The following is a 22,096-nucleotide window of genomic DNA, read 5'->3' on the forward strand; positions in this document are numbered from 1 at the left end:
AAGGAAGGCATAGGTCAATTACAAGACAATAAGCAGGTAGAATTTTGAGGTGATGGAAAAATCGGCCCAATCAACTTAAGTGAGACTAGCCCTTCAAGCCAAAAAACATATAAATTAACAGTTTTTAAATCTCGTGGAAAAAGTCAGTTAGAAGTAGGGGGAGATGGCAGTAGTGGCTTAGGCGAGACTCTTTGATGCGATACTAATGTTTTTAAAGTTATAGAAGGGCGAGCAACAACAATTCATGGAAGCGCCTCTCAAGGTATATTAAAAGAACTAAAAGATATTTCACTTACTTTAGAAGAAGGTTGCTCAAAAGATAACAAAAAAGAATGCTCAATAAAGGTTGGTGATCAAGTTGGCTTGGAATGGGCAGATGACTTTAAACCAAAAGTAATTCTTTAGAGTATTAGATAGCAAAAAAATTTAATTAATACTTACAAGAATTAGTAACTATATAACAACTGAAAACTTTAAATATATGCTTATTTTTCTAGAATTCAAGTAAATAGTTAGATAATATGTTGATTCCTAAATTATTTCTTGGATTAGCCAGTACAGCGGGAATAGGTGGCTTAGTCTCTCTATCTTCTCTTGCGGGGGGGGGATACTCGGGATATTTGAAGAGTAAGCACTAATCCAACTTTTCCTTTATTTACCTGTAGAGCTTCTGGTTCAGAGATATCTATTTATCTGAAACTCAAAAATGGTGTAAGTCATTTACGAGATAGTCAGCAAATAGAATTTTGAGGCGACGAAAACACAAGAGAAGGGGCAGCCGGCCTAATTAATTTAAGTGACATTAGTACCTCAAATCAAAAAACATATAAATTAACAGTTTTTGATCCCAGCGGAAACAGCAGGCTAGAAGTAGGAACAGATAGTAGCAGTAGCTTATACGAGACTCTTACTTGCAAACCTCTCGTCTTTAAAGTTACAGAAGGACAAGCACAAGCAATTTCATCAAGCTCCTCTAAAGGTGTATCGAAAGAACTAAAAAACATCCCACTTACTTTAGAAAACTGTGATACGAATGATAGCAGAAAACCATGTTCAATAAAGATTGGAGGAGATGTAGGACTTAGTTGAAGAGATGACTTTATTCCAAAAGTATTTCTTTAATAAATAGTTAGGATACTAAAGAGCTAACTCCAACCCAAGATAATTGAGCAAAATAATAAGCCATGTTCTGTTTTTATCTAGAGTTAGATAAAAGTAGGTAATTAATCTAATCAATTTGATTCCTAAGCTTCGTTCACTTCCTTAGCTCAAGTTCCCTTACCAATATTTAGGTTTCTTGCTTGAGGGGTTTGCCTCGTTTCACACTCTATATTTCTATAGAGCTCGTCTCTGTGGCACTTTACAGAGAATTACTCTTGTAAGTTATTCACTTATTTAGAAAGGTTCTCCGCCATCAACTAGTCTATTACTAGCCGTTAAGTTTTATTTTTTATGTACTTACACAAACACTACAGTCATCTCAGACTATGCAAGCATGGACTTTCCTCTCACTTAACTAAACTACAATAAGATAGTTAGTTAAGAAGCTACCTACCACTTCACTCAAATATCTATATAAAGGGTTAAGGTTAACCCTCAGTATCCCATAAATATTTAAACCATGAGTGTTAGAAAATATCACTCTATTAAGTCTGAGCAAGTAAAAGAGCTTTCTCAAAAGTTAAAGTCTTCTAACTCCTTTGCAAGTCTTAACTACAGCACACTAGGAGTCAAATCTTCCCACTGACTAAGAAAAGAGGTAAAGAAGTTTGATGGAGAGATTAAGTTTGTCTCCAATAATGTACTAAGAAGAGCACTTAGTACTGTTGTTGACTCTCCTATTAAGTTAAGTGGACAGAATCTAGTCTTAATAGTTAATTCAGAGAAGATTGCTCCTTTAAAGCTATTTGGAGAGTTAGTTAGGAAATACAAGTTACTAAAAATAGGAGTTGTTTATTGTGATAAGCAACTACTAACTGAAGAACAAAAAGAGTATCTTCCTTCTTGATCAGAGAAAGAAGATGCATATGCTAAATTAGCCTATTTACTGCTTTCTCCTATACTTTCTTTGTTATTCTTATTGAAGAGTATCTCCGAGAAACAATAAAATTTATTTTCAGTATTAACTTTTTATTTGTATGTCAGAAGAAAGTAAGTCTAATCTAACTGAAAAAACTCAAAACTTAATAGAACAAATTAAGGGGTTTACTGTATTAGAACTAAATGAATTAATTAGAGGTCTAGAAAGTGAATTTAAGGTTAGTGCAGCTAATTTCTCTGCAGGACCAGCAACTGCTAAGTCAGATGATTCAGCTGAAGACAAAGCAGATGTAAATAAAGACCTACACTTAGTTTCTGCAGGAGGTAACAAGATTGGAGTTATTAAGTTAGTTAGAGAGTTAACCGCTTTAGGACTAATGGAAGCTAAGAAGATAGTTGATAGTGCACCTGGATTAGTGAAAGCAGATATTCCTGCTTCACAATTTGATGAACTAAAAGCTAAGTTTGAAGCTGTGGGGGCTAGTGTGGAATTTAAATTGCCATCCTAGTTCTTTAAGAGTCTTACAAGAGATATATTGGTGCCGAATAAGTGAATCGAACACTTCTCAGCTCATTACCATTGAGCCGTTTTACCACTAAACTAATCCGGCTTAGCTACCAATTTCAATAATACTTTATGCCTACTACTCTAAAGATCAAACTAATCTCTTTTGACTACAGACTATTAGATCAATGAGTAAAGAAGATAGTAGAGTTAGCTTTAAAGTATGACTCTACTATTAAAGGTCCTATTCCTTTACCTACTAAGACTAAGTTGTATACAGTCTTAAAGTCTCCACACGTTAATAAGCCTTCTATGGAACACTTTCAAAAGAAAGAACACAGAAGACTTATTTTGATCTCTGAGTATGACAATAGACTATTCTCTTACTTTCAAAGAATGAGTCTTCCAGCCTCTCTAGACTTAAGACTCTCTTTAATTAGTAGTTAGTTGAATAGACAATGTACAGAGAAGTTATATGTCAAAAGATTGGGATGAGTAGTATCTTTAGTGAGTCTGGAAGTAACTTACCTGTAACTTTCTTAAAACCTGTAGCTTTACAGGTTTTAGAGATAAAGACTAAAGATAAATTCGGATACAACTCTTTAGTAGTTGGAGTAGGAGAAGAGTGTCCAGCTAAAAAGTTAATTAAACCAGTACAGGGTCAATTCACAAAACACTCTCTTCCACTAAGAAGAAAGATTACTGAACTTAAGTGAGATGGAGAAAAAGAATATAAGGTAGGAGAGTTTGTAGAGTTCCAAAATCTTTTTCAAGAGGGAGAAAAGATTAAGGTACAGGGAATTTCTAGAGGTATGGGTTTCACTGGAGCAATTAAGAGATGGAACTTTGCCACTAGCCCAAAGACTCACGGAGCAGGTTATCCCCACAGATTCCAAGGATCTCTAGAAACAGGGAGAGGAGGTAGATCTCCGCAAAAAGTGTGAAAAGGAAAGAAGATGTCAGGACATATGGGTAATGAAACTTGCACTATAAGAAATCTAAGAATTCTCTATATAGATACAGAGAAATCTCTAATAGCTATTAAAGGATCTATACCCGGAAGAAAGAAATCTTTAGTGAGAGTTAGATCTCTACACAAAGCAAAAGCTATAGTTCCAGAGAAGCTATTAGTTAAGAACACTAAATAATGTCTACAACTCCCTCAGTTGATATCTATCTACTGGATGGTTCAGTAGATCAATCACTTGCTCTTTCAGAACTTGTATCTACTTGAAGTGCAGAGTTCTACTATCCAGATGCAATCTTTCAAACAGTTGTAAGTGAAGCCTCTTCCAGTAGATTAGCTAGACCACACACCAAGACTAAAGGGGAAGTCTCTGGTGGCGGTAAGAAACCTTATAGACAAAAACATACTGGTAGAGCTAGACAAGGTTCTAGAAGAAATCCACAGTTTGTAGGTGGTGGTACCACCTTTGGACCTAGAAATAATGTCAACCACTACAAAAAGGTAAATAAAAGAGTTAAAGCTTTAGCTGTTAGATCTTGTTGAACAGATGCATTCAACAACAGTAAGGTAATAGCTATCTCAGAAAAGAAATTAGAGAGCCATCCAGAAAATAAAACAAAGATTGTTTATTCATTTTTCTCCTCAGTAGGTACTTCTAAAAAGATAGAGAAATTTAAGTCTAAAAAGTTATTGTTATTAGTTAAAGATAAAACAGAACAACTAGCTCTAGGAGCTAGAAATATTAATAACTTAGAGGTTGCAAGAGTCTCTGCTTTATCTATTAGACAACTAATGAAAGCTGATCTAATAGCTTTTAGCAGTGATGGATTTCAATCTTTTAGAGAAAACTATCTCTCCAAATGGAGTTAATAGACGTAATAAGAGAACCCTATCTAAATAAGAAGAGAGGTTCTCCCTCTACTAATAAGTTTGTTTTGACTTTCTTAGTAGATAGAAAGGCTAATAAGGTAATGATTAAGAAAGCCTTTCAATCTTTCTTTGGAGTAAAAGCTTTAGCAGTTAATACCTTAGTAAAGAAGCCTAAGCCTGCAAGAATGACTCAAAAGAGTAGAAAGAACTTTACTAAAGCTAAGAAGATAGCTTATGTATCACTCTTAAGAGAGGACTTCTTGAATCTAAAGAGATCACTAGAGGGAGATACAGAATTACTAGAAAAAGAACTGGAGGAGGCTATGAAGGAAGCTGAAGCTCAATCTTCAGAACCTAAGAGTGTTGATGTTCAAGAAGAAATTAAAGAAGTAGTGGAAGAATCTGTTGAAGAAGTTAAGACTGAAGGGGAAACTGAAACAATAGTAGAAGAAGAAATCAAGGTAGAGGACAAAGAAGAAACTGTTGTTGAGGAAATCAAAGAAGAAAAGATTGAAGAAGAACAACCAGTAGTTGAAGAGAAGGCAGAAGAGCCTAAAGAATAATTCTTAAACTAACTAAGAAATGATTAAGAAAATAGTTTCTTCTTTACTGCTTGGAGGCTCTATTGGTTCTGGTCCCTATTTAATTGCAACTCAATTACCTGCGCCAGCTCTTGTTAAAGAAAAGAACGAAACAATAGGTTTTGGAGAGACTTGCTTACTAAGTCAAGAGACCTGTGACTTTATGAATGTAAAGGAATTTAAGCAAGATGAAGAGTCAGATGGAGAGGAACCGAAAGAAACCAAATATGTTAAAGGGCAGGTGCTTGAAAGACTAAAACAACAATGAAAAGAATTTTTAAAGAAGAAAGATAACGACTACTGTGGATTTGGTTTCTTTGAGCCAGCATTTGAAGCGAACGCAGAAAGTGTGTCATCTGATAGTCAAGGTCGAGTAAATATAAACAATCTAGAAAACTGCTACAAACACTTAGTTGAGGCATTAAAAAAGGAAGCAAAATAATAAAATGCCCATCAAGCAAACAATTCCAAGAAGCTCAGGAAAAAGAGTTATCTTAACTATTGACTACAACAAGTGTTTAACTCCAAACTATAAGCCATATAAACCTTTATTAACTCCACTAAAGAAACATGGAGGAAGAAATAATACAGGAAAGATTACTGTAAGACACAGAGGGGGAGAGAACAAAAGAAAGTACAGAATCATAGATCTAAAGAGAGATAAGTTAGATATATTAGGTAGAGTAGCTACAGTTGAGTATGATCCCAATAGAACTTGCTTTATCTCTTTAGTTCACTATGCAGATGGAGAAAAGAGATATATATTAGCTCCAGAAGGTATTAAAGAAGGGGATAGAGTTCTATCTAGCAATAGTAGAACTAGCTTAAAGATAGGAGACTCTATGCCTATAGGTATAATCCCTGAAGGTATGATGGTACACAATGTAGAGATAAAACCCGGAGAAGGGGGTAAGATGGTTAGATCTGCAGGAGCTCAAGCTCAAATACTAGGAAAAGACTTAACTGGTAAATATACCATTATTAAGTTACCTTCTAAGGAAATAAGAAAGGTTATTAATGAAGCAAGAGCTACTCTTGGACAACTCTCAGCTATTGATCACAACTTAGTAAGACTAGGAAAAGCAGGTTCTAATAGAAAGCTAGGAGTTAGACCGACTGTTAGAGGTGTAGCAATGAACCCTAATGATCACATACATGGGGGAGGAGAAGGAAGATGTTCTATTGGTAGAGATGCTCCTAGAACTCCTTGGGGAAAGAGACACTTAGGAGTTAAGACTAGATCAAAAAAGAGATACTCTAATAGATTTATTGTTCAGTCTAGAAATGCTAAGAAATAATGAGTAGAAGCTCTAAGAAAGGGTTATATGTTTCTCCTAGCTTACTTAAGAAAGCTATTAAGATGCAACAACAAGAAAAAAAGAAAGCAATTAAGACTTGATCAAGAAATAGTGCTATCTATCCAGAGTTTCTATCTCTTACTTTCTTAGTTCACAATGGTAGAAACTTTGTACCAGTTCAATGCAATGAATATATGTTGGGACATAAATTAGGAGAGTTTGCGCCCACTAGAGTCTTTAAACAACACACTCTAGCTAAGACTAAGAAATAGTTATGCAACAACAAGTAAAAGTCAGACATAGAAATCTAAGAGTTTCTCCTTCTAAGGCAATACATGTTTGCAGACTAATACATAGAAAACCTTTAGCAGAAGCCTATAAGATACTTCACTCTATAGATAAGCAAAAGGTTACAAAGATGCTATTTAAGTTATTACTAGAAGCTGCTGCTAATGCAGTTAATAACTTTGCTATGAGTGGAGATAGTCTTAGAGTAGAAGAATGTACTGCCACTAAAGGTACTATGTTAAAGAGAACCTTTTATAGAGCAAAGGGAAGAACAGACTTAAGAGTTCGAAGACTAACTAATCTCTCTGTAACCTTAGTAGAAGAAACTAAAGGAAAGAGTAAGACTCCTAAGAAGGATAAAGTCTCTTCAGCTAAAGTAAAAGAGGGAGCTGAATTAAGTACTAAAAAGATAGAAGAGTATATGAAGGAAGAAGAAAAAGGAGGTATTTAGCTATGGGTCAAAAGTGTAATCCAAACTCAGTAAGACTAGGTTTCAATAAGAACTGAAACTCTAGATGAAATGCTCCAGATAAAAAGAGTGCAGCTAAGTGAATACTAGAAGATGAAAAGATAAGGAAGTTCATAGAAAAAGAATGCAGAGATGGAGTACTAGCTCAAGTAGAGATAGATAGATTTATAGATCCAAATGGAGTTTGAACTATAAGAGTCACAGCTCACTTAATAGAAATAGGACTCTATAACCTACCAGAAGAAAAGGAAAGACTAGAGAGATTACTGAGAAAACTAACTTATAGAAAGTGAGAGATCATACTAGAGTTCTTAGAGTTAAAGAATCCCGGAGTTAGTGCAATAGTTATTGCGAATGAAGTAGTTGAACAACTAGAAGACAGAGCTCCTATTAGATTAACTATGAAGAGAACTATTAAGAAAGCTATGTTCTCTGGGGCTAGAGGTATCAGAATTAAAATCTCTGGGAGAATTAATGGGGCTGATATGGCTAGATCTGAGAGTTGTACAGAGGGAGAAATACCTTGTTCTACTCTAAGAGCTAATATAGAGTACTACTATAAGATAGCTAGAACTACTTACGGAGTACTAGGAGTTAAGGTATGAATTAATAGAGGGCTATACTTCGGAAATTACTTTACTCCTATGCCAGAAAAAGTAAGAGTATATAGAGATGAAACTGGTAGATATCTAATTTCTCAGGGAAATTAAGATGTTTAGCTCAGATGATGGTTATAGATTGATTCAGAAAGGGGATAAGGAACACTCTCAACTAAGAAGAGCAATAAAGGATAGATTAGAAGAGTATGGTTGGAGTTTCACTCTTGAAGAAGTAGAGGCTATGATGGAAGGGAGAGAGTACTGACCTGCAGGAACTACAGATGTTGTAGATGACTTGTTTGAAGAAATTAATGCTGGAAAATATAAACTAACTTAGATTGTCTAGACTATGCACCCAAAGAAAACTAAGTGGAGAAAGCCACATAAAGTAAGCTACGAAGGAAAAGCTAAGGGAAATAAATATCTTTCATTTGGTTCTGCTGGATTAAGAGCCCTAGAAGGAGCTTGAATCACTGAAAGACAATTAGAGGCTGCTAGAATTGCTATCTCCAAGAGACTTGGTAAGACCGGCAAAATGTGAATTAGAGTCTTTCCACATCTTTCTTTAACTAAAAAACCTCTAGAAGTTCGGATGGGTTCAGGAAAGGGAGCTCCAGATCACTATGTAGCTACAGTTAAGATAGGAACTATCTTATTTGAGGTAGAGGGATTAGATAGAGAGACAGTTTCCAGTACCTTTTATAAGGCGGGAGCTAAGCTTCCTATAAAAACAGAGGTTATATTCAAGGAACTTCCTAGATAATGCTTACAGAACTAAGAGCTTTAGAAACTGAAAAGCTAAAGGAGATGCTATTTAAATTGAAAATTAAGTTAGTTGAGTATAGATTCCAACTATCTCAAGGAGCTCTTAGAAATACCAGCTTAATAGGAATTACTAAGAGAACAATAGCTCAATTAATGACCATTCTTACAGAGAGAAAGGAACAATTCAGCAACAAAGACCTAGCTCACTATATTGCTATAGAGGAAGCTAAGGAGAAGGAGATGCTAAAGAATACCAATAAATAATGGATACAAAGAAGATAGTTAAAGGTAAGGTTTTAGTTGGTCAAGTAGTGGCCACTAGACCAAAAACAGCAGTGGTTAGAGTAAGAAGACTCTATAGAGTACCAAAATATGGAACTCTAAAGATTAGATATAAAAAGATGCATGTACATGATGAACACAACTCTGTTAAGTTAGGAGAGACTGTGAGTATAGTTAGTTCTAGAGCCTATTCAGCCCTGAAGAGATGAGTTTTACTCTCAGATGTAGAGATAAAGCTAGCTAAATAAGACTATGATTCAAGCTCTATCTAGACTTAATGTAGCTGATAACACTGGAGCTAAAGAGGTTGGTGTTATCAAGGTATATGGAGGAAGTAGAAGAAGATATGCTGAGATAGGAGATGTTGTATTAGTTTCTGTTAAGAAACTATCTACATTCTCAGGAGTAAAGAAGGGAGATATGTTTAAGGCTTTAATAGTTAGAACTAAGTCAAAGCTTAGAAGAAAGTCAGGTGCAACTATCTCCTTTGATGAGAATGCATGTGTATTACTAAAGAATGATGGTTCTATTCTAGGTTCTAGAGTATTTGGTCCCCTAACTAGAGAGCTAAAGGAAAAGGGTTATAGCAAGTTAGTTTCTATTGCAGAGTTTGTACTCTAGTATGAACAGACTTAGAAAGGGAGATCAAGTAAGAGTTACTAGAGGTGCCTTGAAGGGTAAAGAGGGAAAGATAAAGGAGATACTACTTGGTAAAGAGAGAGCTTTAGTGGAAGGGGTAGGGAAATATCAATGTTATCAAAAGGGAAGAGGAATGGTCGAAAGAGAAAGAGAGATTCATCTTTCTAATCTTGCTTTAATAACAAACGATAAAAAGAAAGAGATATACAAAGTCTCTTTTGTTATCAAAGAGGGTAAGAAGGAAAGAGTGCCTAGAGAATCTACTAAGGAAGAAAAGAGTTAGAGATGGGTAATCTAAATTGACCTCTTAAAGAGAAATACCAAAAAGAGATAGTTGGGAACTTAATGAAGAAATTTGAGTTTAGCTCTCCTATGCAAGTACCCAGACTACAAAAGGTAGTTATTAATGTAGGTTGTGGAGATGGAGCTAAAGAGAAACAATTTATAGAGTCTTCTGCTAAGGAGTTAGAGTTAATTACTGCTCAGAAGCCTTTAATTACCTTTTCAAAAGCCTCTATTGCTGAATTTAAGTTAAGAGAGGGACAACCAATAGGACTTAAATTAACTCTTAGAAATGATAGAATGTGATCTTTTGTAGAGAAGTTATTTAAGGTTGCGCTACCTAGATCAAGAGACTTTAAGGGTATTAAGTTAAAGTCTGTGGATCACAAGGGAAATCTCAATATAGGTATTAAGGAACAGATAATATTCACAGAACTAAACTATGATAAGGTTAAAAAGTTACGAGGGATGAATATTAGCTTAGTGTGCTCTTCAGGAAATAGAGAAGCTTCTATTGCTTTATTTACTGAGTTAGGTTGTCCTTTTGCTAAGAACTAATGGCTAGAAAGGCATTAATACTTAAACAACAAAAGGTTCCTAAGTTTAGTACTAGAGCCTACACTAGATGTGGTAGATGTGGAAGATCTAGAGCTGTATTTAGAGACTATATGCTTTGTAGACTATGTTTCAGAGAGCTAGCTAGTTGGGGTTATATTCCAGGAGTTATGAAAGCCTCATGGTAACTGATTTAGTAGCTGATGGTTTAAACCAACTTAAGTTAGGAGCGAGAGCTAAGAAAAAAGAAGTTAGTTTTTGATCCTCTAAGTTACTAGAAGAGATACTAAGAGTTATAGAAGCTGAGGGCTATATAAGAGGTTTTGTAACTAGTATTGAAAACAATAAGAGAAGAAGTACTGTCTTTCTGAAATACAAAGAGGGAATGTCTGCTTTTGCAGGTATTAAGAAGATAACAGTTCCTAGTAGAACAGTGAGCTCTTCTCATAAGAAATTACCTATTCTTATGTCTGGACTAGGTACAGTTATTCTTACTACTCCTCAAGGGGTTATGGGAGAGAAAGAGGCAAGAGAAAAAGGATTAGGAGGAATTATCTTAGCTTACATTTGATAGTCTGGGACAATTTCTCGAATAGGAAATAGAAAGCTGAATCTCCCCCCTGAGGTTAAGTTTGAGTGTACTGAAGAGGCTTTAGTTTTCTCAAAGGGAGATAAAACAAGAACTATTCCCTACGATCCACTAGTTGTAAAGGTAAAGTTAGAAGATTCCTGTCTAACCTTTGAAAGAGCTAATAGTTCTAAGTTTTCTAATATGATGCAGGGAACTTTGAATTCTCTTTCAGAAGGAGCAATTATAGGTTTAGTTAAGGGCTTTCAAAAGAAATTAATTATTGATGGAGCTGGATATAAAGCTACTAGAAAAGATCAAACCTTAACACTAGCATTAGGTTACTCTAAGGAGATTCACCTAAGAATACCTGAAGATATAGAGATGGAATTAAGTTCTAGTGGTAAAGATATAACTCTTAAGTCTCACAATAAGGAAGTATTGGGAGAGTTTGCGGCTTTAATAAAAAAACAAAGACCAGTAGAACCTTATAAATTAAAGGGAATTAGAATAGAAGGAGATATAGTAGTGAGAAAGGCAGGTAAAAGTGCTGAGAAGTCTAAGAAATAGAATCCACCATTTCTAGAGATAGTCTTTCAGAACTAAATAAGAGAAGGGCTCGAAGAGCCAAGCGAGTCTCTTCTAGGGCAAAGGATGGGAGAAAACACATTCTTAGAGTCAAGAAGACTAACTTACATCTCTATCTATTAGTTAGAGATTGGGCTAGTGGTAGGATGTTATTCTCTTGTTCTTCTCTTCAACTAGGTATAAAGAAAGGAGGAGATGAAAACCTAACTAAGATTACTAACTCTCTGCTAAAGAGATTGAAAGAAGAGAATATCTCTTCTTTAAGTCTAGATAGGGGTTATCACTCTTACACTGGAACTTTAGCTAAAGTTAGAGAGAAGTTAATAGAAGGAGGAATACAAATCTAATATGAGTTATCCAACAGATGAAAAACCAGTAGGTTTTTATTACGAATATAGAAAGTTCAGTAAGAGTACAGAAACAAAACCTTCGGAGGAGCAGGCAAAGAAAAAAGAAGACAAGAAGTATAGCTCTTACTTAAATGAGTTCGAAGAGAAATTAATTAAGGTAAAAAGAGTTTCAAAGACCACTAGAGGAGGAAGACAAAGTAGAGTTTGAGTGCTAGTAGCTGCAGGAAATAAAAGAGGCAAGGTTGGATTTGCTATAGGAAAGTCTAAGGAATATTCAGTTGCTTTTAGTAAAGCAGCTAGAAAGGCTATTAAGACTGCTGTGCAAGTACCTATGAATAGTAGAGGAACTATCTACCATGAATTCTTAGGAAAACACAATGCCTCTAAGGTATTACTAAAACCAGCAAAGGAAGGTACTGGAATAATAGCAGGAGGTTCTATTAAAAAGCTATTGTTGTTAGCTGGTTACAAAGACCTATACTCTAAGAATCTAGGAGCTAATAATCCAATTAATATGTTGAGAGCTACTATGAATGCTTTACTCTCTCAAAGATCCCCTAGATTAGTAGCTAAGTTAAGAGATAAGACTTTTGAAGAATTATTCAGACTACCTCCTAAGGTACTTGAGGAGTTTGCAGAAGGAGAAGAACTAGTAGCTCAATAAGATGGAACTCTCTAATCTTCACTACACTCCAGGCTCTAGAGGTCAAAGAAGAAAAAGAGTAGGGAGAGGTTTTGGAAGCGGGATTGGAGGAAGATCTACTAGGGGAACAAAGGGTCAAAATGCAAGAAAGTCAGGTACTGTTAGATTAGGTTTTGAAGGAGGTCAAATGCCTCTCTTCAGAAAGATAGGTAAATATGGTTTCAATCACAGAGCTTTTAGAGAAGAGGTAAAGACTATCTCTCTTAAGAGATTTGAATTTTTCCCTGAGACAAAAGAGTTTGACTTTGTGCAGATGAGAAAGTTAAGACTGCTTAAGGCTAGAGACACAAATGTAAAGATAATTGGAAATAGTTGCTCTCTTACAGGTATAAAGATCTCTGCACACTCTTTTTCTAAGGGAGTTATAGAGTGAGCTAATCAAAGTGGAAGTACCTTAATTACCTTAGAGAAAGGTCAATTAGTAGAGTGCTAATTTAAAACACTCTTTAGGAATGGGGCTTTTCCCGGCCCATTCCTTTTTTACCAAAAACAGAGGGACTATTATCTCTCTTTTGGCTACTTGTGCAATTCTATTTCTATTCCAAGTAGGTTCTCACATAACAGCACCACTTATTAATCCCAATAGATCTACTTCTTTTTCTGGATTAGCCCAATTACTTAACTTATTTGGGGGAGGGGGATTTAAGAGAGCAAGTATCTTCTCTGTAGGGATCTCACCCTACATTACTGCTCAGATCATTATTCAGATAATGTCCAATGACTTAGTTAAGAAATTAACAGAGTTAAGAAAAGCAGGTGAGTTAGGAAGAGCAAAGATAGAGCTCTATACCAGACTTTTAACTTTACCCTTTGCTGTTATTACCTCTATTGGAACTCTCTATCTACTGAATAATGAAGGAGTTAGCTTTATTCACTTATGAACTCCTGAAGCTAAAGATCCCACTCTACAAAAGGTTGATAACCCAATGGGGAATATGGGAAATTCACCATTTGTACCTTTTAGTCAATTACATACCTTTCAAAGAGCTTTGATGGTTTTGTTCTTTGTTTCAGGAACTTATATAGCTCTATTCCTTTCAGATCTCATCTCTAAGAAGGGATTAGGAAATGGAATTTCCTTACTTATTGTTTCAGGGATTATCTCCTCTATTCCTGAAAACTTCTATGCTTCCTATAACTATCTAGCTACTTTGGAGGGAGGGGCTGGAAGTGTTAAGTCACTAGTTAATGTCTTTAAGTTCATAATCTATCTCTTCTTTTATGTAATGGTCATTGCATTAATGGTTTTCATTAATGGCTCTACTAGAAAACTACCTATACAACAAACAGGAGCTGGATTAATTCTTGATAAGAGAAAGTTAGGCTATCTTCCTATCAAGATTATGCCTGTAGGTATTATGCCTGTTGTGTTTGCAGGTTCTATGATGATCTTTCCTGTAGGTATTGCAGAACTAACTAAGTCTGCTTCACCCAGCTTTAATGCTTTTATTCAGGACTATATCTCCTTTAGTAGCCCTACAGGATTAATGATTTACTTTGGGTTAATTGTTTTGTTCTCTTTCTTGTATTGTCAAGTTCAATTCAATACAGATGAGATGTGTAGATCCTTTCAGAAGTCTTCACAGTTTATACCTGGAGTGATGATAGGTCAAGAAACTCACAACTATCTAAGAATGGTTTTGAATAAGATCAACTGACTTGGAGCTCCCTTCCTAGGACTAGTAACTATTATGCCTAACTTACTAAATATCTGAACTGGAATGCCCTCTCAGGTTGCATTCGGAGGAACAGGTATTCTCTTACTAGTCTCTACAGCCTTAAATCTCTATGAAGAGCTAACTTCTTCAAGAATTATCTCAAAGTACAAAGCAGAACAAGAACATGAGCTAAGCTCTTTGGAAGCAAGACTACACAATCCAGAGAGAGAACATTCTCCTTACTTACTTTGATAAATTCAATAAGGTGAGAAGAGAAGTTTGTTTAGTTGTTTTTCTTGCTCCACCGGGCTCTGGTAAGGGAACTCTTTCTGCACTGCTAGCTGAAAGAAATAACTTCCATATACTGTGTGCAGGAAAGATACTAAGAGCTTTATTTGCGAAGAAAGCAGAAGAAGGTAAAGAGACAGAAGCGCTACAAGGAGTTCATCAAGGTAAATATCTAGGAGATGAGTTAGTTAATAAATATGTAATAGAAGAGTTAAATAGGATCCGTGAAAGCTCTAAAGAAGAGAAACTATTTATCTCCTTAGATGGTTATCCAAGAACTATAGGACAAGCAGAGAGATTAATAGAGTGAGCTAAAGAACAAGAACTATTAGTAGTTAAGATGGAGGGATTAACTGCAGATGATATTTGAGCTAGATTGAGTAAGAGATATCTCTGTGAAGCAGAAGAACATATCTTTAATACTTCAATGGGATTACCAGAGAATATGATATGCCCCAAAGATGGTTCTAGGCTAATAAGAAGAGAGGATGATGCTTCTATTGAGTTAGTTAAGAAGAGATTATTACAACATGAATCTTTAACTAATCCAGTTTGAGAGTATTTTTGCTCTAGGGGAAATAAGACCTTTGTGATAGATAGCAGCTTAAAAATAGAAGAGCTATATAACTCCTTTAAAGAAAAACTCTCACTTTAATGAAGCTCAATTTAAGCGGTAAGAAGGTCAATACTAAGACAGCTGAAGAGATTAAGAATATGAGACTTGGAGGATTAATTTGACAAGCTATTAGAGACCACTTAAGAGATCAAGTAAAGATAGGGATGGAGTTAACTAGAGTAGAAGAAATTGCTAAAGAGCAATTAAAGAGATATGGAGTGAAAGAGTCTTTTAATCAATACCACGAATTCCCTTCAGTAGTTTGTTTATCTCTTAATGAGTGTGTGGTTCACGGTCCCGCCAATAAAGGAGTATTTATCTCTGGGGGAGATAAGTTAACTATTGACTTAGGATTTACCTTCCAAGGACTAAATATAGATGGAGCTTTTAATTTGTACTTTGATCCAATCCAAGAAGAAGGGGGAGATCCAGAAGAGTTTGAAAAAAAAGAGAGAAAGATAGCTGAATATAGATATCTTCATCAACTAACTATGGCTTTGTTTTACGAGTCAATAAGAGAGTTAAAGGAAGATGAACTCTCTGGAAGTATTACAGAGAGAATGGAAACTTTCTTTAATAAGTACTTTCCTAAGAAATACAAATTCTTAGATAAGTTCACTGGACATGGTATTGGATATGAGTTACATGAACATCCACGCATACATAACTTTGGACTAACTAAAGATGAAGGGGAGGTATTACCCCTTCACTCAACTATTTGTATAGAGCCTATGATCATAGAACAAGAGAATGGCTCTTGAGTATTAGGAGATGATGAGTTTGGAGTGTATATAAAGAACAAAGGAGGATTAACTATACACTATGAACACACCATATTGATTAGAGAGAAAGATGTAGAGGTATTAACTGCTAGTATTTGAGAGCTACAAGAGATGAAAGAGGCTTGAGAATTAGTTAAGAAAACTTAATGACTCAAGAGGAAGAGAAGTTCTCTTTAGAGGGAAAGATAGTTAAGATGGTTACTGCAGAACATGTAAAGGTAGAGTTAGTGAATAAGAAGATAGTTGAGTGTCACTTAGCTAAGAGACTAAAGAGATATAGCTCTTACTTCTTGGAGGGAGATAGAGTGATAGTAGAGATGAATCTATATGACTTAAACAAAGGTAAGATAATAGAGAGAATTAAGAAGACACAGCCAGTAACGGGATAAGAGATTGAAGGTAAGAGCATCTGTTAAGAAGATTTGTGAACACTGTAAGGTGATTAGGAGAAAAAACAGAATAAGAGTTATTTGTAAGATAGCTAAGCACAAGCAGAGACAAGGTTAGTTGTGGCTAGAATACTAGGGGTAGTACTGCCAGATAAGAAAGAGTTATTTATTGCTCTTACAAGAATCTATGGAATAGGTATTACTACCTCTGAGAAGATTATTCAGTTCTGAAGTCTGAATAAGATAGTTCCACTATCTAAGTTGACTGACTCTGAGAGAAATTTATTTGAAGAAACTAAGAGAAAAAGAGTATATAAGCTATCTGCAGAGGAAATAGCTTCTCTTTCTCAGGCAATACTAAAGTTACAGTCTACTAGAGATGAAAACTCTAGTGAACTATTGCTAAGAGAGAGACTCTTACTAGAAGGGGATTTAAGAAAGAAAGTGGGAGATGATATCACTAACTTAAAAGAGATAGCTTCTTATGTTGGGCTAAGACATAGAAGAAATTTACCTGTTCATGGTCAAAGAACAAAAACTAATAGTAGAACTAGAAAGGGACCAAGAAAGACTGTGGCTAATAAGAAGATAGAAGGTAAGAAATAGGAATGGCTGTTAAAGATAAGTCAAAGACTAAATCTAAGAAAAAGAAGCTAAATATTTCTAGTGGTATTATGCACATACATACCTCTATTAATAACACCATTATCTCTTTTTCAGATTTAGATGGGAATGTATTACTGCAAGAAAGTGCAGGAACTATAGGATATAAAGGCACTAAGAAAGCAACACCTTATGTAGCAAACTTAGTGGCTACTAAAATAGGAAAGGAGGCAAAAGAACTGGGAGTAAATACTTTGGCAATACACTTAAAGGGAATTGGGAGAGGAAAGGAAATAGCTTTAAGATCTATTATTGGATTAGGATTTGAGATTACTGAATTAGCTGATAAGACTCCTTTACCACATGGAGGTTGCACTCCTAGTAAGAAACCAAGATAGTTAGTTAGATGAGTCTTAGTAGATTTACTTCTTTTCAAATAGAGTCAGAAGTAGTTAATTCAAGTGAGTGTTCAGCAACTGTTACTTTTTATCCACTAGAGAGAGGATTAGGACATACTATTGGAAATACCTTAAGAAGAGTTCTATTAAGCTCTATTCCTTCTCCTGCAGTATTTGCAATTAAGATAGCCTCTTTACCTCATGAGTTCTCAGCTATTACTGGAGTAGCAGAAGATGCTACTCAACTAATCATTGCTGTAAAGAAGTTGGTATTAAGAGTAGATGAAAACATCATAGACTTTGAAGAACTAAAGAGCTCTCCAATTGAAAAGTGACCTTACTTGAAAGTTAGAAAGAGTAAGGTAGGACCAGTTTATGCAAGAGATATTGAATGCTTTGCTGGGATTGAGGTAGTAAACCCAGAGTTAAAGCTTTGTGAAATTACAGAAGAAGGAACTAACTTTGAGTTGGATCTCTTCTGTACTGTAGACAGAGGATATAGAAGTGCTAGTGAAAATAGAGAGTTATTGAATACTCTTTCCTTAATTCCTATTGATACTCTGTTCTCTCCAGTATTACTAGTAGATTGAAAGGTAATGGAAGAAAAGAATACCAAATATGGTTTAAGTGACAAGTTGAAGTTAAGTGTTTCAACTAATGGTTCTATTAAGGCTCTTGATGCAATTTGGTACTCTTCAAAGATACTAGTAAGTATGTTTGAGAAGATAGCTCAAGAACCTGTGAAGCTATTTAAGATAGATGAACTTGATGGAAAGCCTGTACAACAAGTTGCAAGCTCTTCAGCTCAAGGTAAATCAGTTTCAATTTCTTCTTCGCCAATTGAAAGTCTAGAGTTCTCTCAAAGAACCTACAACATCTTGAAGAATGGAGGAATTAATACTATTTCTGAGTTAATCTCTCTTAGTGTTGATCAACTATCAGAACTAAGAAATATAGGTAAGAAAGCTTTAATAGAAGTTCAAACAAAGGTGAAAGAAGCTGGATTTAAGTTCAAAGAAGATAAGTAAAGAGTTAGAAGTAGGAATTAGTTAAGAGCTTTAAGTAATTTTTTAGAAAAGATTCAACCTTTACAAACTATAGTTTCGAGTTTTATTTCTTCTGCTTTATGCTCTCCATTTTTATCACTTAGCCCTCTGTCTCTTATATTGATTTCATCAAATTTACAGTTATTCACCACATAAGTCCCACCTCCGCTCACTTCCACATACTTAACCCGATTTATATTTTGTTCCTCAATATCAAATTTCACATCTTTTCATTTGTTTTTTTCATTCTCCTTCACCCATAAAGGCTCTTCTCTCTTAGACACTTTAAGGTAAGATAGGATCCCATGTTCTACTCTTCTCTCGCTGTTCTAATGACTTCAACTCTGTATTCGTTCTTAGATCCCTTCACGCAAGAAATTATCGGCCCGGAGTTTTTTGAAATAAAGATTTGCGTAAAACGTGCCGTTTCGTGAATATAAAAAGAGCCCTCGAGAGGAAGAAGGAGAAATTTGTTGCAAGGCTTTAGTTTGTCATTAATAAATGGAAAAGTTATAAATTTTAAAAAATAAATTAAATCTGGGTAATAAAAAACTAATATGGATAGTTTTATGAGAGTAATAAGTGGTATATTGTGTGGAGTTGGTGGGGCCGGTGGAATATCGCCCATCGTCTATGCGACAGCCTCCCAATCCTCTTTTGAGACTCTGTGGAGACAAGTAGTAGATGATAGTGGGCCGATAATTTCTTGTGATGACAGTGGTGGTAAGTATCAAGTTACAGTTACGATGGCGAAAAATAATGCAGAAGATATGGGATCCAATCTTACCTTAAAGGTTTCCATGATGAAAACTAGAGGAAATAGTTGACAGGAAGTTTGGAAAAAAGGGGGTGATGCAAGTGGAACAGATGTTTGATCCGAATGAACTTTGAAATTGGAAGGGGGAAAAATTGAAAGAATTCAGTATAAGGAAGTGAGTAGGAGAGGTGATCTGATGGTTCAGAAGTGTGAGTTTAAAAATGGAAGACTCGTTGTTTCGGGTGTGAAAGATGGAAATAAGGATATTAAAGCTGAAGAGATGAAATTAAGAATCGATGACTGTAAAGGTTGAATCTTTTCTAAAAAATGTTCTATTAAACTTAGTTCTGGAGGTGACTTAAGCTGGGGAACCGTCATTGTACCTACCGTTACTTACTACGCTTTCTAAAAAAAGTTAAAAAATTAAGTTTTTTTGGAATTTCAGAATTACAAAAAACTGTGTATTTAGTTAATGGAATATCGATGTACACGGATCACTTGTTCTATATATAAAAAAAGTACTAATTAGAAAAACAATAAAGAAATGATTAGTAACTTAGTTTTTTATTGAAACAAAAAGGAATTAACTCGAAAGGATTGTCACCCCCCCTCCCGTTTCTATACCATATATTTAGTTAAGTATTCTCCTTCGCTCTTTATCTTTCCTAAATTAAAAACTTAATTACCTCTATAGAGAGATTTAAGTAGTATGCTCACTTTCAAAGAAATAGTTGGAAAGATTCTAAATACATGACTTTATAGACCGGACAAAAACCTACTTATTGGTTACCAGAGATTTCTATGAGCTAGTCCGCTCATGTGTGTCTTAAATACAATCACTGTCACTTTATACATGTGTCATGTATTTCCGGATGAAACTGGAGTGAAAAAATTTTTTGGATTTATTGGACCTGAAGCGGGTAGAAGTCAACAAAGTTGACAAAGAGCTTCTTTTGCCGGTTACACAATAATACTTTTGTTTTACGTGTATGTCAACTATCTGTTGGCTTACAAATTCTTTAAGACAGATTATGTGATAACAGGAGGAAATCAAAAAAACACTCACATCAATAAGAGATTAGAAAGATTTTTCTTAGCTAACTTAGCTTTCTCTTCTACTCCTTTAGTTCCTTTCTTAACTACTCTTGGAATTTGGCTAGAGTGAAAGAAGAGTTATGCAAACTATGAAGTAGTGAACATAGGTTTATCTTCAGATGAGGATGCAGACGAAGAAGAAACTACAACTGATGAAGAATTAACAGACTCCGAAACTTAAAAAATAGTTTTTAGTTTCCTCAGTTAGTAAACTGCCCTCACATTTCTTGTTTCTCTCTGCCTTCTGCTTTTCTGTGACACACTAGTGTGCTGGTGTTATAAGTGGAAGAAGTTAATGACTTCAATTCTGTCCTTTCACAAAAATCCTTTAATTCATAATCCTTTCCATCCTTACTAATTCATTGAACACTATCTAAATATGTTGAATATTGCAAGGTTGAATTAGATTTCCAAAAGAATTTGATAGTTACATCTCTGTCATTTCTCCCTCCTTCAACATTTATTAACTTCACAGGTGTAGCAATTTTACCGCCATCAACGACATAGTAATAGAAATTTAGATCATCACTATTACTTGTTCTACAAACTAATAAGTAACTATTTTTTCAATCCTTTTCAGGTGTCCCGCCAACTTTATCCTTTCCAGTTAGTGCAGTAAAGCATTCACTTCCACTCTTTACTTGAGATATATGTCTTGGTAATGTTTTCATAAAAGGAGGGATAATGAAGTATCCGGCACTACCTAGAAAAGGAGCAATAGCTATTGCACTACCAAATACTGCAAGACCTTTATGAATCATTTAGAAATTCTTAAATTCTCTTCATAACTCTCTTTGATTATTTTTATCTGCACCTCATTGACAAATTAAGGTAGTACTATCACCATATCCAAATCTATAGAATGCTAGATTTGTATTCTTACAGAAATCTTTTAGATATGAGTTACTACCATCTCTATTAAGTCAAGAGATTCCATCTGTGTGTCTAGTAACACTTATGGTAGAAGGATTATTTCAATAGAAATTAAGAGTAATACCTCTACCTTTAATTTCTTTTTCTCGAGAGACACTTAAAGACCTAATAGGTATAGCTACCTTACTAGATTTCTGGTAGTAATAGAAAGCTAGATCTTTGTTATTTGTTCTAGATAAACAAGATAGTAAGAAGTGATTAACTTGTTTATCTTTAATAGTTCCTGAGATAACTTCAAAACAACGTCTTTCTTTTATTAATTGATCTATATCTTTTGAGAAAGTACGTTGTAAAGGAGAAATAACAAAATAACCTATACTACCAATAGAAGGAACTAAAGCTATAGAACTACCTATAGTTATTATTCCTTTATTTGTCATTAAATGTCCCCTGAGAAATAATAAGCTTTACTTGGTTATTTACTTATTTGTATTTCTAGGAGATGAATTTAAAATCTAAGAGTTTTTAGATGTTAAAACTTCTTTTCATTGCCACCGGTGGTCTTAGCGGTATAGTAGGTTGAGCTTCTTTTTCTGCCCCAAATTGAGACCCTAAAAATTTATGAAGAATAACAGTTAATAACAAGTTTTATTTATCTTCTTGCTTTAACGATCCAACAGACAAAAAGGAAAAATGAACTAAATCAGATTTATTAATTTATTTGACTCCTAAGAAATCAGTAAGTGTTACAGGGGAAGATATCGAACTTCAATTATGGGGTAAAGGAGATTCTACAAAAATGAAAGATAACCAAGTTCTTTCTCCCGCAAGCTATCACGACAAGGATTTACAAAACACATTAATTAGCGATGACAATCATCATCACCAATCATCCGAATTTTCATTAAAACAAGAATCATATCTTTCGATTGGTGAAAATGTTGTAGGAGAGGATGCTGAAATTTTTGGGATGACAATTAAGTGTAACGATAAAGTTTTTGATTTGACTAAAACGGGAGTGATGGGTAATGGATATAGACAACTCGATTTAAACAAAGTTACTTTTAAATTAACAAACGATGTAGGCGAGGTAAATAATCAATTAAAAGACAAATACAAGGACCATGAAGTTTATTCAATAAAAATAGAAGTTCAAGGAGACACTTCAACACAATTAAAGTGAGCAGATAGTTTTGAAAAACCTATAGTAATTATTCCTTCCGACCAAAGATAATTCTTTCT

At 34.8% G+C, this 22,096-nt stretch carries 39 protein-coding genes, 1 tRNA gene and 1 other RNA gene; 36 read left to right on the forward strand and 5 right to left on the reverse strand.

What is annotated here, in order from left to right:
• Nucleotides 1–594: 594 nt before the first annotated feature.
• Nucleotides 595–1,122, forward strand: a complete 528-nt coding sequence (locus WEN_RS01695) for a hypothetical protein (RefSeq protein WP_014849834.1) — start codon at nucleotides 595–597, stop codon at nucleotides 1,120–1,122.
• Between the two features lie 51 nt (nucleotides 1,123–1,173).
• On the opposite strand, the gene rnpB is transcribed toward WEN_RS01695, so the two are convergent.
• Nucleotides 1,174–1,559, reverse strand: an RNA gene (rnpB, locus tag WEN_RS03640) — RNase P RNA component class B.
• 62 nt (nucleotides 1,560–1,621) lie between these two features.
• Here rnpB and rplJ point away from each other — a divergent pair.
• The gene (rplJ, locus tag WEN_RS01700; protein ID WP_014849835.1) at nucleotides 1,622–2,107 is read left to right on the forward strand and encodes a 50S ribosomal protein L10; all 486 of its coding nucleotides are present in this window, start codon (nucleotides 1,622–1,624) and stop codon (nucleotides 2,105–2,107) included.
• Between the two features lie 31 nt (nucleotides 2,108–2,138).
• Nucleotides 2,139–2,549 (forward strand): 50S ribosomal protein L7/L12, encoded by a 411-nt coding sequence (gene rplL, locus WEN_RS01705; protein WP_014849836.1) that lies wholly within the window; start codon nucleotides 2,139–2,141, stop codon nucleotides 2,547–2,549.
• A 28-nt stretch (nucleotides 2,550–2,577) separates the two neighbouring features.
• On the opposite strand, the gene WEN_RS01710 is transcribed toward rplL, so the two are convergent.
• Nucleotides 2,578–2,651, reverse strand: a tRNA-Thr gene (locus WEN_RS01710).
• 26 nt (nucleotides 2,652–2,677) lie between these two features.
• On the opposite strand from WEN_RS01710, the gene rpsJ reads away from it, so the two are divergent.
• The 30 genes from rpsJ to WEN_RS01860 all read left to right on the forward strand — a co-directional run bounded on the left by rpsJ (nucleotide 2,678) and on the right by WEN_RS01860 (nucleotide 18,111).
• The gene (rpsJ, locus tag WEN_RS01715; RefSeq protein ID WP_014849837.1) at nucleotides 2,678–2,992 is read left to right on the forward strand and encodes a 30S ribosomal protein S10; all 315 of its coding nucleotides are present in this window, start codon (nucleotides 2,678–2,680) and stop codon (nucleotides 2,990–2,992) included.
• 11 nt (nucleotides 2,993–3,003) lie between these two features.
• On the forward strand, nucleotides 3,004–3,693 hold the full coding sequence (gene rplC / locus WEN_RS01720; protein ID WP_014849838.1) for a 50S ribosomal protein L3: 690 nt from the start codon (nucleotides 3,004–3,006) through the stop codon (nucleotides 3,691–3,693).
• The gene (rplD, locus tag WEN_RS01725) at nucleotides 3,693–4,382 is read left to right on the forward strand and encodes a 50S ribosomal protein L4 (protein ID WP_014849839.1); all 690 of its coding nucleotides are present in this window, start codon (nucleotides 3,693–3,695) and stop codon (nucleotides 4,380–4,382) included. The genes rplC and rplD overlap by 1 nt, the downstream gene beginning before the upstream one ends.
• Nucleotides 4,373–4,945, forward strand: coding sequence for a 50S ribosomal protein L23 (rplW, locus tag WEN_RS01730; RefSeq protein WP_014849840.1), 573 nt, complete (start codon nucleotides 4,373–4,375; stop codon nucleotides 4,943–4,945). Before rplD ends, rplW begins: the two co-directional genes overlap by 10 nt.
• A 19-nt stretch (nucleotides 4,946–4,964) precedes the next feature.
• Entirely contained in the window at nucleotides 4,965–5,405 is a 441-nt protein-coding gene (locus WEN_RS01735) for a hypothetical protein (RefSeq protein WP_014849841.1), read from the forward strand.
• 4 nt (nucleotides 5,406–5,409) lie between these two features.
• Nucleotides 5,410–6,261, forward strand: coding sequence for a 50S ribosomal protein L2 (rplB, locus tag WEN_RS01740; protein ID WP_014849842.1), 852 nt, complete (start codon nucleotides 5,410–5,412; stop codon nucleotides 6,259–6,261).
• Nucleotides 6,261–6,533 carry a 30S ribosomal protein S19 gene (gene rpsS / locus WEN_RS01745; RefSeq protein WP_014849843.1) on the forward strand — a complete coding sequence of 91 codons (273 nt, stop codon included), beginning with the start codon at nucleotides 6,261–6,263 and terminating at the stop codon, nucleotides 6,531–6,533. Before rplB ends, rpsS begins: the two co-directional genes overlap by 1 nt.
• Before the next feature lie 2 nt (nucleotides 6,534–6,535).
• Entirely contained in the window at nucleotides 6,536–7,000 is a 465-nt protein-coding gene (locus WEN_RS01750) for an uL22m family ribosomal protein (RefSeq protein ID WP_014849844.1), read from the forward strand.
• Nucleotides 7,001–7,002: 2 nt separating this feature from the next.
• Complete coding sequence (gene rpsC / locus WEN_RS01755; protein WP_014849845.1) at nucleotides 7,003–7,728, forward strand: 30S ribosomal protein S3; 726 nt, start codon at nucleotides 7,003–7,005, stop codon at nucleotides 7,726–7,728.
• 1 nt (nucleotide 7,729) lies between these two features.
• Nucleotides 7,730–7,954, forward strand: a complete 225-nt coding sequence (locus tag WEN_RS01760; protein ID WP_014849846.1) for a hypothetical protein — start codon at nucleotides 7,730–7,732, stop codon at nucleotides 7,952–7,954.
• A gap of 12 nt (nucleotides 7,955–7,966) precedes the next feature.
• Complete coding sequence (rplP, locus tag WEN_RS01765) at nucleotides 7,967–8,380, forward strand: 50S ribosomal protein L16 (RefSeq protein WP_014849847.1); 414 nt, start codon at nucleotides 7,967–7,969, stop codon at nucleotides 8,378–8,380.
• Nucleotides 8,380–8,646 carry a 50S ribosomal protein L29 gene (rpmC, locus tag WEN_RS01770; protein ID WP_014849848.1) on the forward strand — a complete coding sequence of 89 codons (267 nt, stop codon included), beginning with the start codon at nucleotides 8,380–8,382 and terminating at the stop codon, nucleotides 8,644–8,646. The genes rplP and rpmC overlap by 1 nt, the downstream gene beginning before the upstream one ends.
• Complete coding sequence (rpsQ, locus tag WEN_RS01775; protein WP_014849849.1) at nucleotides 8,646–8,912, forward strand: 30S ribosomal protein S17; 267 nt, start codon at nucleotides 8,646–8,648, stop codon at nucleotides 8,910–8,912. Before rpmC ends, rpsQ begins: the two co-directional genes overlap by 1 nt.
• Nucleotides 8,913–8,916: 4 nt before the next feature.
• Complete coding sequence (rplN, locus tag WEN_RS01780; RefSeq protein WP_014849850.1) at nucleotides 8,917–9,285, forward strand: 50S ribosomal protein L14; 369 nt, start codon at nucleotides 8,917–8,919, stop codon at nucleotides 9,283–9,285.
• A gap of 1 nt (nucleotide 9,286) precedes the next feature.
• Entirely contained in the window at nucleotides 9,287–9,586 is a 300-nt protein-coding gene (locus WEN_RS01785) for a KOW motif-containing protein (protein WP_043911322.1), read from the forward strand.
• A gap of 2 nt (nucleotides 9,587–9,588) precedes the next feature.
• Complete coding sequence (gene rplE / locus WEN_RS01790; protein WP_014849852.1) at nucleotides 9,589–10,143, forward strand: 50S ribosomal protein L5; 555 nt, start codon at nucleotides 9,589–9,591, stop codon at nucleotides 10,141–10,143.
• Entirely contained in the window at nucleotides 10,143–10,328 is a 186-nt protein-coding gene (locus WEN_RS01795) for a type Z 30S ribosomal protein S14 (RefSeq protein ID WP_014849853.1), read from the forward strand. Before rplE ends, WEN_RS01795 begins: the two co-directional genes overlap by 1 nt.
• Nucleotides 10,322–10,714 carry an uS8 family ribosomal protein gene (locus WEN_RS01800; RefSeq protein ID WP_014849854.1) on the forward strand — a complete coding sequence of 131 codons (393 nt, stop codon included), beginning with the start codon at nucleotides 10,322–10,324 and terminating at the stop codon, nucleotides 10,712–10,714. The genes WEN_RS01795 and WEN_RS01800 overlap by 7 nt, the downstream gene beginning before the upstream one ends.
• Before the next feature lie 198 nt (nucleotides 10,715–10,912).
• Nucleotides 10,913–11,278 (forward strand): 50S ribosomal protein L6, encoded by a 366-nt coding sequence (locus WEN_RS01805; RefSeq protein WP_014849855.1) that lies wholly within the window; start codon nucleotides 10,913–10,915, stop codon nucleotides 11,276–11,278.
• A gap of 8 nt (nucleotides 11,279–11,286) precedes the next feature.
• Entirely contained in the window at nucleotides 11,287–11,643 is a 357-nt protein-coding gene (locus tag WEN_RS01810) for a 50S ribosomal protein L18 (protein ID WP_043911326.1), read from the forward strand.
• A gap of 1 nt (nucleotide 11,644) precedes the next feature.
• The gene (gene rpsE / locus WEN_RS01815) at nucleotides 11,645–12,310 is read left to right on the forward strand and encodes a 30S ribosomal protein S5 (protein ID WP_014849857.1); all 666 of its coding nucleotides are present in this window, start codon (nucleotides 11,645–11,647) and stop codon (nucleotides 12,308–12,310) included.
• 1 nt (nucleotide 12,311) lies between these two features.
• Nucleotides 12,312–12,782 carry a 50S ribosomal protein L15 gene (gene rplO / locus WEN_RS01820; RefSeq protein ID WP_014849858.1) on the forward strand — a complete coding sequence of 157 codons (471 nt, stop codon included), beginning with the start codon at nucleotides 12,312–12,314 and terminating at the stop codon, nucleotides 12,780–12,782.
• A 79-nt stretch (nucleotides 12,783–12,861) separates the two neighbouring features.
• Nucleotides 12,862–14,262 carry a preprotein translocase subunit SecY gene (gene secY, locus WEN_RS01825; RefSeq protein ID WP_014849859.1) on the forward strand — a complete coding sequence of 467 codons (1,401 nt, stop codon included), beginning with the start codon at nucleotides 12,862–12,864 and terminating at the stop codon, nucleotides 14,260–14,262.
• A 10-nt stretch (nucleotides 14,263–14,272) separates the two neighbouring features.
• Nucleotides 14,273–14,950, forward strand: a complete 678-nt coding sequence (locus WEN_RS01830) for a nucleoside monophosphate kinase (RefSeq protein ID WP_014849860.1) — start codon at nucleotides 14,273–14,275, stop codon at nucleotides 14,948–14,950.
• Nucleotides 14,950–15,840, forward strand: a complete 891-nt coding sequence (locus tag WEN_RS01835; RefSeq protein ID WP_014849861.1) for a M24 family metallopeptidase — start codon at nucleotides 14,950–14,952, stop codon at nucleotides 15,838–15,840. The genes WEN_RS01830 and WEN_RS01835 overlap by 1 nt, the downstream gene beginning before the upstream one ends.
• Nucleotides 15,840–16,082: a translation initiation factor IF-1 gene (locus WEN_RS01840; protein ID WP_014849862.1), complete on the forward strand. Its 243-nt coding sequence runs from the start codon at nucleotides 15,840–15,842 to the stop codon at nucleotides 16,080–16,082. Before WEN_RS01835 ends, WEN_RS01840 begins: the two co-directional genes overlap by 1 nt.
• A 4-nt stretch (nucleotides 16,083–16,086) precedes the next feature.
• The gene (gene rpmJ / locus WEN_RS01845; RefSeq protein ID WP_014849863.1) at nucleotides 16,087–16,200 is read left to right on the forward strand and encodes a 50S ribosomal protein L36; all 114 of its coding nucleotides are present in this window, start codon (nucleotides 16,087–16,089) and stop codon (nucleotides 16,198–16,200) included.
• Nucleotides 16,201–16,202: 2 nt separating this feature from the next.
• Entirely contained in the window at nucleotides 16,203–16,688 is a 486-nt protein-coding gene (gene rpsM / locus WEN_RS01850) for a 30S ribosomal protein S13 (protein WP_014849864.1), read from the forward strand.
• A 2-nt stretch (nucleotides 16,689–16,690) separates the two neighbouring features.
• Nucleotides 16,691–17,083, forward strand: coding sequence for a 30S ribosomal protein S11 (rpsK, locus tag WEN_RS01855; protein WP_014849865.1), 393 nt, complete (start codon nucleotides 16,691–16,693; stop codon nucleotides 17,081–17,083).
• A gap of 8 nt (nucleotides 17,084–17,091) precedes the next feature.
• A complete protein-coding gene (locus WEN_RS01860; RefSeq protein ID WP_014849866.1) occupies nucleotides 17,092–18,111 on the forward strand; it encodes a DNA-directed RNA polymerase subunit alpha in 1,020 nt (339 codons plus the stop codon).
• Nucleotides 18,112–18,128: 17 nt separating this feature from the next.
• Here WEN_RS01860 and WEN_RS01865 read toward each other — a convergent pair whose 3' ends face one another.
• Complete coding sequence (locus WEN_RS01865) at nucleotides 18,129–18,386, reverse strand: hypothetical protein (protein WP_158308822.1); 258 nt, start codon at nucleotides 18,384–18,386, stop codon at nucleotides 18,129–18,131.
• 300 nt (nucleotides 18,387–18,686) lie between these two features.
• On the opposite strand from WEN_RS01865, the gene WEN_RS01870 reads away from it, so the two are divergent.
• Together WEN_RS01870 and WEN_RS01875 are read left to right on the forward strand one after the other, a co-directional pair.
• Complete coding sequence (locus tag WEN_RS01870; protein ID WP_014849868.1) at nucleotides 18,687–19,295, forward strand: hypothetical protein; 609 nt, start codon at nucleotides 18,687–18,689, stop codon at nucleotides 19,293–19,295.
• Between the two features lie 474 nt (nucleotides 19,296–19,769).
• Complete coding sequence (locus WEN_RS01875; protein ID WP_158308823.1) at nucleotides 19,770–20,162, forward strand: hypothetical protein; 393 nt, start codon at nucleotides 19,770–19,772, stop codon at nucleotides 20,160–20,162.
• A 10-nt stretch (nucleotides 20,163–20,172) separates the two neighbouring features.
• On the opposite strand, the gene WEN_RS01880 is transcribed toward WEN_RS01875, so the two are convergent.
• Both WEN_RS01880 and WEN_RS01885 read right to left on the reverse strand, forming a co-directional pair.
• Nucleotides 20,173–20,742 carry a hypothetical protein gene (locus WEN_RS01880; protein ID WP_014849870.1) on the reverse strand — a complete coding sequence of 190 codons (570 nt, stop codon included), beginning with the start codon at nucleotides 20,740–20,742 and terminating at the stop codon, nucleotides 20,173–20,175.
• On the reverse strand, nucleotides 20,743–21,294 hold the full coding sequence (locus WEN_RS01885; RefSeq protein WP_014849871.1) for a hypothetical protein: 552 nt from the start codon (nucleotides 21,292–21,294) through the stop codon (nucleotides 20,743–20,745).
• An 89-nt stretch (nucleotides 21,295–21,383) separates the two neighbouring features.
• Here WEN_RS01885 and WEN_RS01890 point away from each other — a divergent pair, with 89 nt between their 5' ends.
• Entirely contained in the window at nucleotides 21,384–22,088 is a 705-nt protein-coding gene (locus WEN_RS01890; protein WP_014849872.1) for a hypothetical protein, read from the forward strand.
• The last annotated feature ends 8 nt before the right edge of the window (nucleotides 22,089–22,096 follow it).

It is taken from the genome of Mycoplasma wenyonii str. Massachusetts (assembly GCF_000277795.1).
Taxonomy (GTDB): Bacteria; Bacillota_I; Bacilli_A; order Mycoplasmatales; family Mycoplasmoidaceae; genus Eperythrozoon_A; species Eperythrozoon_A wenyonii.